The organism is Mesorhizobium sp. C120A (genome assembly GCF_030323105.1).
GTDB lineage: Bacteria > Pseudomonadota > Alphaproteobacteria > Rhizobiales > Rhizobiaceae > Mesorhizobium.
Window position 1 is genome coordinate 6,600,851 of sequence record NZ_CP100476.1, and the last position, 15,129, is coordinate 6,615,979.

Annotated in this window: 19 protein-coding genes and 1 tRNA gene; 6 read left to right on the plus strand and 14 right to left on the minus strand. The window is 62.7% G+C overall.

What is annotated here, in order from left to right:
- Positions 1-71 precede the first annotated feature (71 nt).
- Complete coding sequence (locus tag NL532_RS31940; protein WP_023669503.1) at positions 72-1,082, plus strand: ligase-associated DNA damage response exonuclease; 1,011 nt, start codon at positions 72-74, stop codon at positions 1,080-1,082.
- 242 nt (positions 1,083-1,324) lie between these two features.
- On the plus strand, positions 1,325-2,923 hold the full coding sequence (locus NL532_RS31945; protein WP_023755180.1) for a cisplatin damage response ATP-dependent DNA ligase: 1,599 nt from the start codon (positions 1,325-1,327) through the stop codon (positions 2,921-2,923).
- A 7-nt stretch (positions 2,924-2,930) separates the two neighbouring features.
- Here NL532_RS31945 and NL532_RS31950 read toward each other — a convergent pair whose 3' ends face one another.
- A complete protein-coding gene (locus NL532_RS31950) occupies positions 2,931-4,178 on the minus strand; it encodes a hypothetical protein (protein WP_023755181.1) in 1,248 nt (415 codons plus the stop codon).
- A 352-nt stretch (positions 4,179-4,530) separates the two neighbouring features.
- Here NL532_RS31950 and NL532_RS31955 point away from each other — a divergent pair.
- Positions 4,531-4,606: transfer RNA gene (locus NL532_RS31955), tRNA-Thr, on the plus strand.
- Between the two features lie 79 nt (positions 4,607-4,685).
- On the opposite strand, the gene NL532_RS31960 is transcribed toward NL532_RS31955, so the two are convergent.
- The 13 genes from NL532_RS31960 to NL532_RS32020 form a co-directional block, all read right to left on the minus strand.
- Positions 4,686-4,934: a DUF4031 domain-containing protein gene (locus NL532_RS31960; RefSeq protein WP_023828462.1), complete on the minus strand. Its 249-nt coding sequence runs from the start codon at positions 4,932-4,934 to the stop codon at positions 4,686-4,688.
- Positions 4,931-5,272, minus strand: a complete 342-nt coding sequence (locus NL532_RS31965; protein WP_031202770.1) for a hypothetical protein — start codon at positions 5,270-5,272, stop codon at positions 4,931-4,933. The genes NL532_RS31960 and NL532_RS31965 overlap by 4 nt, the downstream gene beginning before the upstream one ends.
- On the minus strand, positions 5,269-5,895 hold the full coding sequence (locus NL532_RS31970) for a hypothetical protein (RefSeq protein WP_023828464.1): 627 nt from the start codon (positions 5,893-5,895) through the stop codon (positions 5,269-5,271). The genes NL532_RS31965 and NL532_RS31970 overlap by 4 nt, the downstream gene beginning before the upstream one ends.
- Positions 5,892-6,230, minus strand: a complete 339-nt coding sequence (locus NL532_RS31975; protein WP_023828465.1) for a hypothetical protein — start codon at positions 6,228-6,230, stop codon at positions 5,892-5,894. Before NL532_RS31975 ends, NL532_RS31970 begins: the two co-directional genes overlap by 4 nt.
- Positions 6,227-6,457, minus strand: coding sequence for a Thoeris anti-defense Tad2 family protein (locus tag NL532_RS31980; RefSeq protein WP_023828466.1), 231 nt, complete (start codon positions 6,455-6,457; stop codon positions 6,227-6,229). Before NL532_RS31980 ends, NL532_RS31975 begins: the two co-directional genes overlap by 4 nt.
- Positions 6,454-6,594 (minus strand): hypothetical protein, encoded by a 141-nt coding sequence (locus NL532_RS31985; protein WP_023828467.1) that lies wholly within the window; start codon positions 6,592-6,594, stop codon positions 6,454-6,456. Before NL532_RS31985 ends, NL532_RS31980 begins: the two co-directional genes overlap by 4 nt.
- Positions 6,584-6,820: a hypothetical protein gene (locus NL532_RS31990; RefSeq protein ID WP_023828468.1), complete on the minus strand. Its 237-nt coding sequence runs from the start codon at positions 6,818-6,820 to the stop codon at positions 6,584-6,586. Before NL532_RS31990 ends, NL532_RS31985 begins: the two co-directional genes overlap by 11 nt.
- Entirely contained in the window at positions 6,817-7,044 is a 228-nt protein-coding gene (locus tag NL532_RS31995; RefSeq protein WP_023828469.1) for a hypothetical protein, read from the minus strand. Before NL532_RS31995 ends, NL532_RS31990 begins: the two co-directional genes overlap by 4 nt.
- Positions 7,045-7,276: 232 nt before the next feature.
- Positions 7,277-7,639: a helix-turn-helix transcriptional regulator gene (locus tag NL532_RS32000; protein WP_196813827.1), complete on the minus strand. Its 363-nt coding sequence runs from the start codon at positions 7,637-7,639 to the stop codon at positions 7,277-7,279.
- Entirely contained in the window at positions 7,636-8,583 is a 948-nt protein-coding gene (locus tag NL532_RS32005) for a hypothetical protein (protein WP_050590926.1), read from the minus strand. The genes NL532_RS32000 and NL532_RS32005 overlap by 4 nt, the downstream gene beginning before the upstream one ends.
- Before the next feature lie 4 nt (positions 8,584-8,587).
- Positions 8,588-9,586: a YqaJ viral recombinase family nuclease gene (locus tag NL532_RS32010; RefSeq protein WP_050590927.1), complete on the minus strand. Its 999-nt coding sequence runs from the start codon at positions 9,584-9,586 to the stop codon at positions 8,588-8,590.
- On the minus strand, positions 9,583-10,068 hold the full coding sequence (locus tag NL532_RS32015) for a hypothetical protein (protein ID WP_155923754.1): 486 nt from the start codon (positions 10,066-10,068) through the stop codon (positions 9,583-9,585). Before NL532_RS32015 ends, NL532_RS32010 begins: the two co-directional genes overlap by 4 nt.
- Positions 10,069-10,194: 126 nt before the next feature.
- Positions 10,195-10,821, minus strand: coding sequence for a helix-turn-helix domain-containing protein (locus NL532_RS32020; protein WP_023828475.1), 627 nt, complete (start codon positions 10,819-10,821; stop codon positions 10,195-10,197).
- Between the two features lie 598 nt (positions 10,822-11,419).
- On the opposite strand from NL532_RS32020, the gene NL532_RS32025 reads away from it, so the two are divergent.
- From NL532_RS32025 to NL532_RS32035, 3 genes are read left to right on the plus strand one after another with little or no spacing between them, the layout of a single operon-like run.
- Positions 11,420-13,066 (plus strand): DNA methyltransferase, encoded by a 1,647-nt coding sequence (locus tag NL532_RS32025; protein WP_050590928.1) that lies wholly within the window; start codon positions 11,420-11,422, stop codon positions 13,064-13,066.
- A 42-nt stretch (positions 13,067-13,108) separates the two neighbouring features.
- On the plus strand, positions 13,109-13,600 hold the full coding sequence (locus NL532_RS32030; protein WP_023828477.1) for a hypothetical protein: 492 nt from the start codon (positions 13,109-13,111) through the stop codon (positions 13,598-13,600).
- Position 13,601: 1 nt separating this feature from the next.
- Positions 13,602-15,083, plus strand: coding sequence for a DEAD/DEAH box helicase (locus NL532_RS32035; RefSeq protein ID WP_023828478.1), 1,482 nt, complete (start codon positions 13,602-13,604; stop codon positions 15,081-15,083).
- Positions 15,084-15,129: the final 46 nt, after the last annotated feature.

Consider the following 15,129-nt stretch of genomic DNA (forward strand, 5'->3'; position numbering starts at 1 on the left):
TGGCTGTAGGCCGAGTCAGCAGTCTCTTGCAACAGGCTTCCCGCGCTGGAATTAGCCACTATCTTGACTGGATGCGCGCCAGCGACCTGCTCCATCCCCGGCCTGAAGGCCTTTATTGCCCATGCGGCGATTTCTTCATCGACCCGGTGCGGCCAGTCAACCGGGCGTTGATCACGCATGGCCATTCCGACCATGCCCGATCCGGCCATCGTTCGGTGCTGGCGACGCAGCAGACGCTCGACATTATGGGGTTGCGTTATGGCGAGGATTTTGCCGGGACAACGCAAGCGGCCGTGCTTGGCGAAGCGATGGCGCTGAGCGATGTCAGCGTCACCTTCCATCCGGCCGGCCATGTGCTGGGCTCGGCGCAGATCGCGGTCGAGCACAAGGGCAGGCGCATCGTCGCCTCCGGCGACTACAAGCGCCAGAAGGACGCGACCTGCGCACCGTTCGAACCGGTCCAATGCGACGTCTTCATCACCGAGGCGACCTTCGGCCTGCCGGTGTTTCACCATCCGCCCGACACGGAGGAGATCGCCCGGCTGCTCAAATCGGCGGCGCAGTTTCCCGAGCGATCGCATCTGGTCGGCGCCTATGCGCTGGGCAAGGCACAGCGGGTGATGCGGCTGCTGCGCGATGCCGGTTATGACAGGCCGATCTATATCCACGGCGCGCTGGCCAAGCTCAGCGAATATTACCAGAGCCAGGGCATCGACCTCGGCACGCTGGAGCCGGCAACCGTCGACAGCGGCGGCAAGCAGGATTTCACTGGGGCCATCGTTGTCGGCCCGCCATCGGCCTTCGCGGACCGCTGGGCGCGGCGCTTTCCCGACCCGATCTCATGCTTCGCCTCGGGCTGGATGCGCATCCGCCAGCGCGCCAAGCAAGGCGGCGTCGAACTGCCGCTGATCATTTCCGACCATGCCGACTGGGATGAACTGACCGCTACCGTCAAGGAGACGGGCGCCGGCGAAATCTGGGTGACGCACGGCCGCGAGGAAGCGCTGGTGCGCTGGTGCGAGCTGGAAGGCATCGCCGCCACGCCACTGCACCTTGTGGGCTATGAGGACGAGGGCGATTGATGGTGATTTTTGATCCAGAAATCGCCGGCGCGGCGATCCTTCCCACCCCCTCTGGCCTGCCGGCCATCTCCCCCGCAAGGGGGGAGATCAGATGTCACCTCCGCTTTCGCCAATCGCCAACCTCGCAAGATGGGCGGCAAGATCAAGGCTGCCAATCTCCCCCTTGCGGGGGAGATGTCCAGCAGGACAGAGGGGGGTGTGCCAGAGCGCAAACCTCTGCCGTCAACGCGGTCCTTGCATCCATGAACCGCTTTGCCGAACTCCTCGACCGCCTGGTGCTGACGCCGTCGCGCAATGGCAAGCTGACACTGCTCGTCGATTATTTCCGCAGCGTCGAGGACCCCGACCGCGGGCTGGCGCTGGCGGCTATCACTGGCGACCTCAACATTGCGGCGGTCAAGCCGGCGATGCTGCGCACGCTGGTCACCGAGCGCATGGATCCGGTGCTGTTCGGCTATTCCTACGACTATGTCGGCGACCTTGCCGAAACCGTCTCGCTGGTCTGGCCGCAAACGCCGGGACATATCCCCAACCGGGAGCCGACGCTTGGCGATGTCGTGGCGACGCTGCAGGCGGCGAGCCGCTCCGACGGACCCAAGGTGCTGGCCGGGCTGCTCGACAGCGCCGGCATTTCGGCGCGCTTTGCCATCATCAAGCTGGTCACCGGCGGCTTGCGCATCGGCGTTTCGGCGCGGCTGGCCAAACAGGCGCTGGCCGATTTCGGCAAGGTCGATGTCGCCGAGATCGAGGAGCTGTGGCACGGGCTGACGCCGCCCTATATCTCGCTGTTCGCGTGGCTGGAAGGCAAGGCCGAGAAGCCGAAGCGGACCGCACTTGCCCTGTTCAGTCCGGTGATGCTGTCGAACCCGGTCGGCGACGGCGACCTCGAAAAGCTCGATCCGGCCGCCTATGGCGCGGAATGGAAATGGGACGGCATCCGCGTTCAGGCGGTGTGCGAGGGCGGCGTGCGCCGGCTCTATTCGCGCACCGGCGACGATGTGTCCGGCGCATTCCCCGATCTCGCCCAGGCGATGAATTTTTCCGCCGCGCTCGACGGCGAATTGCTGGTCGGCGAGCCCGCGGCGACCGGCACGTTTTCGGACCTGCAACAGCGGCTCAATCGCAAGAGCGTGGCCCCGAAGATACAGCAGCAATACCCGGCCTTCATGCGCTGCTACGATGCGCTGCAGATCAACGGCGAAGATTTGCGCGCGCTACCTTTCCGCGAGCGGCGGGCCCGTCTTGAGGCCTTCATCACAACGCTGGACCCGCACCGTTTCGATCTGTCGCCATTCGTCGAATTCCGGGATTGGCAAACGCTGGAGGAACTGCGCCGCGCGCCGCCGCACCCGATTATCGAAGGCGTGATGCTGAAGCGCTGGGATTCGCCCTATCTCGCGGGACGGCCGAAAGGGCCGTGGTTCAAGTGGAAGCGCGATCCGCACACGGTCGATGCTGTGCTGATGTATGCGCAGCGCGGCCATGGCAAGCGGTCGAGCTTTTATTCCGACTATACGTTCGGCGTCTGGTCGGGGCCGGAAGGCGCGGAGGAATTGGTGCCGGTCGGCAAGGCCTATTTCGGCTTCACCGACGAGGAGTTGAAGCAGATCGACAAATTTGTCCGCGACAATACGGTCGAGCGTTTCGGCCCGGTGCGCTCGGTGCGCGCCGACCGCAGCCAAGGCCTGGTGCTGGAGGTGGCGTTCGAAGGTCTCAACCGTTCGACTCGCCACAAATCCGGCGTTGCGATGCGATTTCCCCGCATCTCACGGCTGCGCTGGGACAAGCCGACCGCCGAAGCCGACCGCATCGAAACGCTGCAGGCGCTGCTTGATCGCTAGGCGGCGCTTACGGTTCGATCGAAACGCGGATCTCGTAGATGTCGACCGCCTTGCCCTGCTTGTCGAAGTCGGAGTTGATGGCGATGCTGCCGGCCGCGCCCGGGGGCTTGTCGGGGAATTTCACGTCGAACAGATATTCGTTACGCTGCTGGCCGACCGCATAGCGCTTGCGGCCGCAGTCGCCGAGATCGCCGAAATTGCAGTCGACGGAGATCTGCGTGTCCTTGCCGTCCTCGGCGCGGGCGACGATGTCGAACACGGCATGTTTGCCGGCAAGCTTCTCCAGCACGCCCTGCCCGACATCGAAGCTGATGGCCGAGCCGGAAGCACCGGAGCGGATGCGCAGGAAGGAGCCGGTGTCGTCCTGCACGACATCGGCCTTGGCGTCGGACGGGGTCGCCACATGCGTTGGATCGGTGGGTGTAAACACGTTGATCCAGTCGCGCGTCTGTTCGGCGACACCAGGCTGCTGCGGCGCGCCAGGCTGCTGCGGCTCAGTTGTATCGGCAGGCGGCGTGAAGTCGTCATCGTCGACGGTCGGCGGCGCTTCGGGCGGCGCCGTGTCGAGCTGCGCCGGCGTCTTGAAGACCCCGGTCTGCACGGCGAAATAGAGGCCGATGCCGGCGGCGGCGAGCAACGTCACGCCAAAGAAGATCGCCGTCAGCGGCAGGCGGCGGCCCCTTATCCGCCTTTCATCACGGTCAGGCGCCACTTCCGCCGCGGCCTCGGCCGGCGCGGAATCGGCCATATCGATCGCCGGGGCGCCGGGCAGCGTGGCGTCAGGCATGATGTCGGGGACGACCGGCAGCACGCGCGAACGCGGCGCGTCGGATGCCTCGGGCTGAACCGGTTCATCAACGACGATCGCCGGCGACGGTCCGACCGCGACACCTGTCGGGGCATCGACCGCGGGCGCTTCGGTGGCGCCTGGCGCTTGCGCGGCGTCTTGCGGCTGCGCAACGCGTTGCGTCAGCGCGGTATCTTGTGTCTGCGCAGCGCTCTGCGTCGGCGCGGCGCTCTGCGTCGGCGCGGCGACATCGGGGACCGCGGGCAGGAATTCGGATTCGATCTCGGCGATCTTTTCCTGCACCGCCTTGCGGCGCTTGATGGCGGCTTCCACCGTCACGCCGGGATTGGCCTGGAGCACGCGGTCGAGCGCCGCGAAAGCCGACCGATAGACCCTCTCGCGAAATGCCCGGTCCTCGGCGTTGCCTTTCTCGAAGGCGTTGCGGATCGCTTTTTCGATCGCGTCCAAGCGAATTTCCCCTGTCCGTTCGCTTACATTGCCATGATCGTTAGCCGCAGGCGACCAATCAATCAACGGGCGAGCGCCCGCATTCTGCCTTACAGGCCTGTTCAAGGCCCATTTCGATGCGTTTTGGCAATAAAATCAGTCCGTTTTGCCGCCTTGCCGGGCAGTTTGTGCGCAGTCCACCGCGACGTCTCCGCGTAGCCGAAAAAGCAAATGAGGCGGTGGCTCATTGCGCGCCAATGGAAAATGCCGGGACGAATTGCCGGATGCCGGCTCGAAATCGCGGTTGCCCATCTTGAATTAGCGGCCGGTTGAGTCTATCACCCAGCCGATCCTGGAACCTCGCGCTTCCCGGGCCGCTTTAGCTCAGTTGGTAGAGCACATCATTCGTAATGATGGGGTCAGGTGTTCGAGTCACCTAAGCGGCACCAATATTTCTCAAGGGTTTGCGGGTTCCCGAGGCGTAGAGCGAAAAAGGGCGTGGTAGCACGCTGGTAGCACTCGCGAAGCTCATTTGTTCGCCCTTTGTAGCGCCTCGATAAGGGCTCGGCTGGACACTTCGCGGGCGCCTAGAGCAACAGCCCGCGCCCGAGTGGCCTTCGAAATGTCATAGTGAGGCCGGCCTGGTTTGTCCTGAAACCATCGGCGGACCCCGAGGGCTTCGGCCATGGCGTGAAGTTCGGGGATCGAGTCGGCCGCCATATGGCACATGACCATCCGGCCGAGACGCCAGCGGGGCCGGTCGACGTAAACCGTCACCCGAAGGCCTGGGGCGCGGTGTCCGCGCTGATAGGATGCGCCTTCGGCCAGGCGACAAACAAGTGGGATTGGCCGAGCATGAGCGCGGCGACGAATTCATGCCGGCCGTCCACCACGACGAAGCGGTCGCCTCGCCAATGCCCTCGGGGCGGCGGCCAGGATTGATGGTCACCAAGCTGCAGCCGCTTTTGATAGGCGGTGTTGACGTCGCCGACCGCCATCCTTTCCCGGCAGGCAAGAATGACGTTCTCAACCGGCACGTAACCGGTTTCGATGATTTGACCCGGCGCCACCGCCATGGAACGGTCGACGGAAAATGAAAGGGCTTGCTGGCTCATTGTCGCGGCTCGATACCTGGCCGCATGAGCGTCGACTCGCCGGTAAGGTGGCGGTGCCAATTCAGGAGGGCGGCGGCGGTTGATATGGTGTGATGCTTCGCCTTGTGGGTATCGCCGGCCAGCGCGGCCGAGGTCGCCTTTTGCGCCAGATACCCGATCAGCCAAAACCAGTCCAGCGGGTTTTTGCCGGCGTCATGCTCGGCGCTGTACCGTTCGATTTGGTGGGCGGCCTCTAGGGTGGCGCCCTTCAACCAGTCTTCCGTTTCGGGTGAATTGATCATGCCATGTAGCCGGTCCCGCTCCCGCTCGGCCGTAGCGAGGCGCGCTTTCAACGTCTCGACCTCGGGAGCGTCCGGCACTTCGCTTTCGTGCATGACAGTGAAATTATGCGGCTCTACGGCCGCCTCGCGGTCGGCCTCGACCTTGGTGTAGCGTCCGGCCGCCACCTTTTCCATTGTGTAACCCGCGCGGTTCGGCCGGTAGAAATAGCCGTATTTGCGGATCAACCATTCGCGGCGCCCGGCAGCTATGAGGGCGTCGAATTGCCGGCGGATATCTGCCGGGTCCGCGCCCGGCCAAAACTCCGCGACTTGCTGATCGGAAAGCGGGTGTTGCGTGCTCATAGCCGTGTCACCTCGGCGGCATTAAGCGTGACGCGAGTCCTGCCATCCTCTTGCACCCATAGCCAAACAATATCGTTGCCGGGCTCCGGGTTCACCGCCAGAACCTGACCCTTAAGCCGCCTCCCGTTCACCACGCTACGGTCGACGGGCCAGCTTACCGGGTCACCGATCTTGATCGCGTGGCGCACAACCTTCGTGATATCGACGTCAGAAAGTTGCGGGCATTCGCCGCTTGGGAACCGGACATAAATGGAACTGTCATGCGTGCTTCGCTCGACCTTGCCCATAGCGAGCACGACATCGCCGGGGCGATAGGTGGGAATTTTCTCGGTCATTCTGTAACCTCAAGGGTGTGCCAGTCATCGCCGCGCACGTCCGCGCCTTTGGCGGTGAAGGGGAACGGCGGGACGTCGCCGAGCTTGTTCTTATCGAAGACGACCAAGGCCTCGTCGGTGCCGTTCCAAGGGCAGATGGCGAGGCGCACAGTGCGCCTCGGGTTCCATTCCGCCCGCTGTACGGTGGCGCCGGCCAGAACGGCCGCCATGGCCTCGGGGAAGGTCAAAACAGCGGCGCCAGGTATTGGAAGACCTCGCGCAGCAAAGGCGCCCCGGCGGTTACTATGGCAACCGCGAGGCCGGCGCCGATGATGCCGCCGAAGCCGTAGGCCATGCCGTGGGTGATGCGTTCGCTATAGCTCATTGCCGAATTCTCCCATGATCTCTGTTACAGCGGTGGCGAGGGCGCGGGCGGTTTCCGCCTTGAGCCTGGCGAGGTGGAGCGGCTTCCAGTAGTCGCCGCTCATTGACTGTTTGTGCTCTTTGGCGAAGGCCTGGTTTTCGGCTAACACCGCTTCCTCAGTGGCGACCTTCGCCTCGGCGGCGAGGGCTTTACGCTCGGCGGCTTCGTACAGTTCCCCGAGCGTCACGCCTTCCGCCTCCGCATGATGATGTCAAAGCCGAGGGTTTGCGCCACGGCGACAAGGCAACCAAGCGTCGGTTCCCTCAAGCCGCCATGCCAGGCGTAAAACGAATTCATCGCGACGCCAGATTTCAATTCCATGTCCGAAATCGGCATTGCGATGCGGCGGCGCTCATGCTGCAAAGCGAACATCGCGCGGCGTTGCTGGCTAAGATCAAATTCATCGATCAATGAAAAATCTTCGCCTGTCGTTGCTGTTGCCCTCCCCCTCGTCATAGTAGCCCGGCCTCCCGCGCCACCTCGGTCGACGCCGTCAAGACGTGAAGCGGCCCCGCCGGTGAAAGGTCCGCGTGAGCAAGAGAAATCCAGCCCTCGCGGCCCGTGTCATTGACCCGGATGAAGGCGCCCCGGTCGTACCTGTCCAGCACCTTGACGGTGGACGTGAAAGGCTCGGCGGCTCGGTTCATCCCTCGACCTCATCCCGTGTCTTGGTGCGCTCTTTGGACGTGACGAAGCCTTGAATCGTCTCGGCCCGGTAAAGGATACGGCCCTGTTTCTTGACGTAGCCGGGGCCGGTTCCGAGCACCCGCCAGCGGGCGAGCGTCGCTTTGCTGCAACGAAGGATGCCGGCGACGTCATCCGCGTTTAGAAGCACCTCGCCGGTGGCCGCAAAGGCCACCGCGCGAGCTTCGTTGTTCTGGCCGAAAGAAAGGGCCAGGGCTTCCGTCTTGTCCGCCACGTTGGCAATTGCCCTCTCAGCAATAGCCAGGGCGCGGCGGGCGCCGGTTGCGGCGATTTGGAGGTCGCGAACTAGATCAGACATCACGCCCCCGGACCAAAGTGGTCGTCATCGGTGCCGAACACGTCATCCGCCTCGGCGGCGCGGTCGGCATCGCCGTCAACGTCTTCCTCGTCTTCCAAAATCACGCCGTCCGCGTCATGGGCGGGAAGCTCTTCGGCCACGGCCTCGATAACCTTCCCGGCGGGCTTCGCCTTCTCTTTCGGCTTGTCCGCCGCCTTCGCCGCTGCCATGGCGGCGTGAACGCCCCTCGGCCTGCCTTCGGGCTTGCTTTCCGAAGCGGCGGCCACAGTCTCGGCCGCTGGCGTGATGTCTTTGATCTCCGCTAGGTCCATGGCCTCGTCGGCGGTGCTCATGCCGTTGAGGATATGCGGCGCGTAGAGGCGGCCGAAGAATGCGGCCGACCGATACATCAGCATCAAATCTTCCATGGTCTGCCACTTCGAACCGGCGCGGAAATACCAGCCTTCCGCCACCGCCATAGCGATGGATACGGTAGGGCCTTCAAGCACCTCGCCGGTGGCCTTCTCGACCGCGTAGGCGGTGCATTCCTTATTCGTGATCGTGGCCTTAACGATCTTGCTCTGCCTGGCGCCCTTCGGGCCGCTCCATTCCGTTTTGGAAACCTCAGTCTGCCCGAGGTTCACTTTGCGGAAGCGGAGCGGCGAGAAGAGCCCGCAAGCGTTGAGCGCGGCAATGATGAACTGCGATGCCCACGCCGGCCGGCCCTCGATCACGTTTAGGTTTTGCATAACCATGATGGGCGGAATCTGCATCCGGTTCGCCATATCGAGCGCGATAAGGGCGTTGCCCATATTTTGCTCACCCTGGTAGCTGACAGGAACAAGGTTCGAGGAAGTCAGGGCCTTGCAAAGGCGCTGCCCGGCGGCGAAATCTGCCTCGCTTGAGAATACCGAAATGGCGCGGTGCGGCGCAGCTTGCTGCACGACGAGATTGTTTGAGGTCGTCATTTGTCTATGAGCCTTTCTTGGCCTTGGCGGCCTTGGGCTTCGGCTTGGACAGCCGAAGGTTTCGGTAGGTGGTTGCGGGGTAGATGATGGTCGAGGCTTCGCGGTGGACCGTTCCGGCGGAAAGCTTCCAGCCGCCGCCGAACACGGTTTCGGTGTCTTTGACGAACTCGAGCAATTCAGCGGCGGCCCGCTTCTTGTCTTCCTCGGCAGCCTTGAACGCGATATCCGCGTCGAACTTCGCGGCCATGAGGCCGGTGAGCTTGGCGGGGTCTAGCTCGGGTTCCTCGCCGGGATTATCGAGGTCAAATGACTTCGCCACCGTGGCGTGCCGGTAGAGCGTGCGGATCGTCTCATAGTCCGCCAGATAGTCAGCCGGCGGCGCTTCGTTCCTGGCGACCCGGCCGTGCATGTCATCGACCCGCACGATGATTTCGTTGATGACTTCGTCGTCGCGGTCCCGGCGGAACACCCGCACCGTATTGCCGCCGATAAGGCCGGCCAGGGCGCCCCATCGAAAGCCGGTAACTGCAAGCTGGTGTTGCACCTGAAACTCGATATGCGGCGGCGCCTCTTCGTCCGACCAGTCTTTGCCGGCCACGAAGAAATCGACGTTCTTGATTTCCAGAACGCCGAAGCCGAGTTCGGGTCGCGCGGGGTCGCGGATGACATAGTCGGGCGACGCCCCCATGCCACGAACCGTCTTCGATCTCGCGTAGAGGAAGGGGTGAGCGTCTACGATCTCCCATCCATGATCTTGGCAGACGCCTAAAGCGATTGCGTTTTGCAAACGCTTGCCCCAAAGCATTCGCTCGGTTTCTTCAAATTCGACGGTGATGTTGCCGGCCATCCGGTGGAACATATCGAACGGCGTCATGTAGGGGCTGCAGCCGAAGAGCGTAGCGGACCCGGTGGCGGTGATGTCCGGTTCCCGCAGCTTGTGCCAGGTGCTTTCTTTGCGCGGCCAGAACCATTGCGCGTCCGGCGAGTAAGGGGCCTTGCTCATGCCTTCACCTCGGCCAGCGCTGCCGCCGTGATGATGCTCCGAAAGGTCCGCCAGCGGCCCGCCGTGAAGATGCCGAAGGTGTCGACCGCGTTGCCTTCAAGCGGAACGGTGACACCGGCGGCGCCCTCAAGCCATGCCTTATCAATGGCGACCTGTTCGCCATTCACGCGAGCTTCCGCCAGCAACACGCCGGCCGGTATCGTCTTCCCGACCGTCAATTCGTGATCGTTGTCGCGGCGCTCGATATGGCCGTCAATTGAGGTGAAGCCGTCAACCTCGGCGGTGAGGTGATGCGGGCTGTCGGGGCCGGCGGTGAGGTATTCCCCATTCTTGTCAAAGGCGCCGATACCATCGACGTAAAACCACGCCGAGCGCCCCATGATATCGCTTGCCGGGCCGTCTTCTCTGTCTCTGAACGGGCGCAATGGCCCGACCTTCCTGCCGCCTTTAGTGCGGTAGATACCACCTGTCCTAACCAACATGCCGCCCGAATCCTTGTTTGCGTTTTGCTAACTGTTTGTAATATGCAAACACGCGGCGGCTGGCGTCAATCGACAAAATGCGACCGATTGATAAAATTTGAAGTTATTAACTGACGGTGTGACTTCTCAGACCGTCGCGGGCTTCATAAGCAGGATCGGCGCATACCATTCGACCTCGGCTTCGGCGGACTCGGGAATGCCGAGGCCGAGCAAGGTATGCGAGCCCGGCGTGTAACCGCGCCGAATCGTGCGCAGCAAGATTTCGCCGGACTTGGTGCCGACCACGCATCCCCGGCCAATCATCCGGTCGTCGGGTTCCCGGCGGGCCCCAGACACAACAATCCAGCCGTCTAGAATGTCCATCTTCGTTTGCGGGGTCCGCCACTGCCAGGCGGTCGACCCCGGCTCGACGTTGATGCCGATATCAACCATGCGCTTGCGCTTGCTCGGCTCGGGTTGCACTTGGGCAGTTTCGTCAATCCAGCCGGCGAAGGGGAGAAGTTGCGAGTTCGCGGCCTCGCTTGGCTTTATGCCGTCAACCCGAACGCCGATATGTTCCATGATTTCGGAAACCGTGACACCCAGGATGCGCGCCATATCGGCGGCGTCCGAAAGCTTGAGCTTCCGCTTGCCAGCTAGAATCAAGCTCATGCTCGCCTTATCGATCTTGAGCATCCGGCCGAGGCCGGACTGTGAAAGCCGGTGCTCCTCCAGCTTCCGGCGGAACCAATCAACATCAGGCTTCGTGTTCATTCTCTGTCCCCTTTACGCACTGCACTGCTATGCCAATCGATTAGCAAAGTTGTTAACGTTTAGCAAACGATATCGTGTATGACCGTTAATTTCCCTTTGCGATTCGTCACGAATCTGTTTGCATTCCGAAGACGTGCCGAAATGGCACGCCTTCCCTAACGTGGCGCAGGGCGGGGAGAAATAGGCCTCCGAGCGACGGCCTTATATGTACGCGTAATGCTTAAAATAGCGGCAAATCGTGGCTTTTGGGGCTGATACAAGAAGGTTAATTGCAAATTGATCTTTTGAACAGGCGAAAATTTCGGCTTGTGTTTGGGAAACGAACATGGTTTGCAATATGTCAACGTTTATCGGATTATAGCAAACGTGACATCGCCTTGCACAAGAAAGGCCACCCCTGGCGACTTCGTTTGCGAAGTTGGCGGCGGGGCCGCGAGCTTCGGGTACAACGTCAAACTCAGGGTCGGACGGCTCGGAAATTGGCGTTGCTTCGCCCATAGAGTTGACGAAACGCAAACGATTTTCAGGGCCGAGCCGGCCGAGACGCCGGCCCCGCCGCCACCGCAAACACCTCAAACTCAAGGGGATCTCTTTTAGCATGAACGCCTCAACCGAATTTTTGGACGGCCGCATAACGCTGTTGTCCGGCGATTGTTTCGCCCGTCTCGATGATATTCCCGAAGGCTCGGTCGACGCCGTGGTGTGCGACCCGCCCTATCACCTCACCTCTATCGTCAACCGCTTCGGCGCCGAGGATGCGGCACCGGCTACGCCGAAGGAAGGCAGCGCCGGCGCCTACGCCAGGGCCTCCGCCGGCTTCATGGGCAAGACATGGGACGGCGGCGACATCGCGTTCCGGCCGGACCTATGGGCGAAGGTGCTTCGCGTACTGAAACCCGGCGGCTACGTTGTGGCCTTCTCAGGCACCCGGACCTATCACGACATGGCGGTGGCAATCGCCCGAGCCGGCTTCGAAGTCCGCGACAACATTCTCAACATGCTCGCCTCGGATACGGCGGTTGTGCAGTTTCTTGGAAGCCTTTCGCCGGCCCAGGTCGAAGCGTTCTTTCGCTGCATCGAAGATAGCCAATTCGGCGGAATGCTGGCTTGGTGCTACGGGACCGGCTTCCCAAAAAGCCATAGCGTTTCGAAGGGCATTGACGACCATTTGTTCCGGCAATGGTTAGACGAAAACCCGGCCATCCGCGTGCGTCATGATCGCCTCATCAAATGGGCGAAGAGCCGGGACAAGCGAGGGGTTTCAACCGGGCTTCGCGGGCGGATTGAAACCGCATTCAAGCGCCTCGGCGACTTCCGGGGCCAATTCATCGGCAAAGAAACGCTTGTCAATGATATGCGCAACTCAGCCCTCTTGAACGTGGGCAAGGGTGAAGAGCGTCCCGCGTATGACCGGGATATCTATTCGACCGGCACGCCCGAGGCCGCCGAGTGGGAGGGATGGGGAACCGCGCTCAAGCCGGCATGGGAACCGATATGCCTGGCCCGAAAGCCGATGATTAGCACCGTGGCCGCCAACACCTTGGCCCACGGGACCGGCGGCCTCAATGTGGACGCCTGCCGCATCGACGCCGAGAAGGCCACAGGATGGGGCGGCAAGGCGAGCGGCGGCGGCACTTGGACCGATGAAAACAGCGGCCTTTGCAAAGATGGCGCCGCCCGCCCGGTACAAGGCCGATACCCTGCGAACATCATAACGGACGGTTCCGCCGAGGTGGAAGCCGCGTTCCCCGACGCCAACGGCGCACAAGGCCGCGTTTCGGGCCAGGAAGCCAGTGCCAGCACCAAGAACACACACGGGGAGTACAAGCGGGCCGCCAGCGAGCCGCGCGGCGACGCGGGGTCCGCTGTCCGTTTCTTCTACAGCGCGAAGGCGGACGGCGACGATCGCCTCGGCTCGAAACACCCGACCGTGAAGCCGGTTGATTTGATGCGCTGGCTTGTCCGGCTTGTCTGCCGCAAGGGAGGCACCGTGCTTGACCCGTTCGCCGGCACCGGCACCGCGGGCGAGGCCGCGTTTTGGGAAGGGTGCAACGCAATCCTGATCGAGCGCGAGGAAGAATACCAGCGCGATATAGCGAAGCGAATGTCGCTTGTGCTGGCCGGGCCGGAAACCAAGAAACGGGCGCGTACCGAAATCGAGCCTGCCGAGGGCCTTCCGCTCTTCGGCGAAGATACGGTCGCCCACGTCTCAAAAATCAATGCCCGCGAAAAGCTTTTTGCTTGAACTGACCGTTTGCAAAACGCAAACGATTTGGAGAAATCAGCCATGAAATGGACCCCCGAAAAGAAAGCCGAAGCCGCGCGCCTATGGGCGACCGGACTTGACGGCCCCGCTATCGCCGCCCGTGTCGGCTCGACCACTAAAGAGCTTTATGCGCTCACCCGCCACAACCGGGCAATGTTTGTGTTGCGGCGGCGCGGCGCCAACCGCCTGGCGGCCCTGACTAAGGGCGCCAGCGAAGGCAAGGCGGCCGAGGTCCTCAAGATCAAGCCGTGCTTTCCTGACAAGGCGCCTGGCTACGATGGCGTACCGCGCGGCCGCCTCACCTCATGCGGTTGCGAGTTCCCGCTTTGGGGCCATCACGAAGACTATGAGGTGGACACCTCGCTGTTTTGCGGGGCACCGCGGATTCCTGATAGCCGCTGGCCGTATTGCGGTTTCCACGCCCTCGCCGTGTCCGGCAAGGGCACGCCGATAGAGCGCCGCGCCATCCCTGACGCCATCGCTGCGGACGCCCGCGAGGCGGTGGCGGCGTAAGATGGCATTCGTTCTTCGCCCCTATCAGCAAGAGCTAATTGTCGATGCGCGCGACGCGCTTCGCGAGGTCGACTCCGTGCTCGTCCAGATGGCGACCGGCGGTGGCAAAACCGGCCTCGCCGCGTTCATGGCGTCATCTGCCGCGAAACGCGGTAAGCGGGTCATCTTCGGTGTCCACCGGCGCGAGCTTATCAAGCAAACCGCGCTCACCTTCGACAAGGTGGGCATACCCTACGGCATCATTGCTTCCGGCATGACCGGGGACCGGCGCCAGCCCGTCCAAATCGCCAGCATCCAAACGCTCGGCAAGCGAATGGACCTGCACGGCACGCCCGACCTCTATGTGCCGGACGAAGCGCACCACGCCGGGGCGAAGACGTGGGCTGATATCATTGAGGAATACGCCAGCAAGAAAGCCAAGGTCGTCGGCCTGTCCGCAACGCCGGAACGGATGGACGGCGCCGGGCTAGGGAAGTGGTTCGGCCGCATGGTCACGGGGCCTAGCGTCTCCTGGCTTATGGATCAGGGCTATCTGTCCACCTATCGAATGTTCGCCCCGTCCTCGCCGGACCTCTCGGGCATCAAGCGAACCGGCGGCGACCTCAACAAAGCCGAACTAGCCAAGCGCATGGCAACGACCGCCATCACTGGCAACGCGGTCGAGCATTACCGCCGCCTCGCCCACGGCCGCAAGGCCATGATCTTTTGCGTGTCTATCAAACACAGCTTGAGCGTGGTCGAGCAATTCCAAGCCGCCGGCTACACCGCTGCCCATATCGATGGCGACTCCCCGGATCGCGACGCCATTCTTCGGGCTTATGAGCGCGGCACGATTCAAGTGCTGTCCTCGGTCGACCTCGTTTCCGAGGGCTTCGATTTGCCGGCGATTGAGGTCGCCATTCTCTTGCGCCCCACGCACTCGCTTGCGCTCTTCCTACAGCAAGTCGGCCGCGTGCTTCGCCCGGTCTACGCGCCTGGTTTCGACCTCGATACCCAGGCCGGCCGGCTCATGGCGATAGCGGCGGGGCCGAAGCCTTACGCCCTCATTCTCGACCACGCCGGAAACAGTATCCCGAAGGATCAAGGCGGGCGCGGCCACGGCCTGCCGGACGATGATCGGGAATGGACCCTTGAGGGCCACAAGAAAAAGAAACGGGCGAAGGATGAAGACGAAGACGATGAGCCGGCGGTGACATCGCGCCAGTGCCCGAACTGTTTCCGCGTCCATCCGCCCGCACCGACCTGCCCGCAATGTCAACACGTCTACCCGACCATGGGCCGCACAGTGAAAGAGCTTGCCGGCGAACTGGCCGAGGTGGAGCGGGTCGCCCGCGTCGAAGCCAAGAAACAACAAAGCTCGGCGAAGTCTTTGGAAGACCTGGTCGCCCTCGGAAAGATGCGCGGCATGAAGAATCCCCACGGGTGGGCGAAGCACGTTCACGCCGCCCGAATGTCCAAATCTCAAACCCGCTACGTCCGTTGAAAGGAAGCCTATGCCCCGCTCTTATTCCGACTACATCAAAACCGGC